Here is a 798-nt window from a genome sequence, read left to right on the forward strand (position 1 = left end):
TGAATGCGCATTGCGCAACAAATTGTCCGAACGCCGGCATCGAATGGCCGCTTAGGCCTGTCGTATATCCAATTCAAGACAACGACGATGCCGTGGCATTCAACCTGTAACAACGCTGGGAATTTTGTAATGACGTTAGCGCCGGATGGCCTCGAGCTTGGTCCGATCGGAGATAAGATCATTTTTGAAAACAGCCAGGTCCGGGTATGGAGCCTGGAACTGGCGCCGGGCCAACTCCAGCGCTGGCATGAACATCACCATACCTACCTCGTCATCCCGATCACGGCAGGCGAGAACGTGATGGAATTCGTCAGCGGCCGCGTCGTGAACACACACGAGCAGCCGGGGCAGGCGCTCTACAGGCAGCCGGGCGAACCGCACCAACTGCGCAATACGAGCACCTTCCACTATCGAAATGTCTTGGTCGAACTCCTCGACCAGCCGAAGGCCGCCGTCTAGGCGATCCCGCAAAACAAACGAATAACGGAAACAGCAAATGGCGAGTTCTGACGCAACCATTCCAGGCACGCCAAACGGCATGCCTCCACTCGAAGAATTGCTCGTGAATACCAACGAGATGGAATGGCGGGCGAAGTCGTTGCCCGGCGTTTTTGAGAAGATGCTCTGGCGCGATGAGGCAACCGGCGCCTCGGTTGCCCTCATCAAATTCGCCAAAGGCGCCAGCATCCCTTCGCCGCATATGCACGCTTCGAACCAGATGATGTTTTGCCTATCTGGGCATTACGAATACACGTCGACCGGCGTGACGCTGAGGGCGGGCTCCTTCTATCTCACCCC

The 798-nt window shown here is 56.8% G+C and carries 2 protein-coding genes; both read left to right on the forward strand.

The annotated features are described in order from the left end of the window. The first annotated feature begins 129 nt into the window (after positions 1–129). Complete coding sequence (locus tag AC1D0I_RS32715) at positions 130–459, forward strand: cupin domain-containing protein (RefSeq protein ID WP_019863854.1); 330 nt, start codon at positions 130–132, stop codon at positions 457–459. A 37-nt stretch (positions 460–496) separates the two neighbouring features. Continuing rightward, the coding region (locus AC1D0I_RS32720; RefSeq protein ID WP_477400205.1) for a cupin domain-containing protein at positions 497–798 on the forward strand (302 nt) is incomplete at its 3' end.

Source organism: Mesorhizobium sp. P2_D1, from assembly GCF_056404455.1.

Coding starts and splice junctions, on each gene's coding strand:
- AC1D0I_RS32715 (WP_019863854.1), top strand. CDS start 130: ATGACGTTAGCGCCGGATGGCCTCGAGCTTGGTCCGATCGGAGATAAG.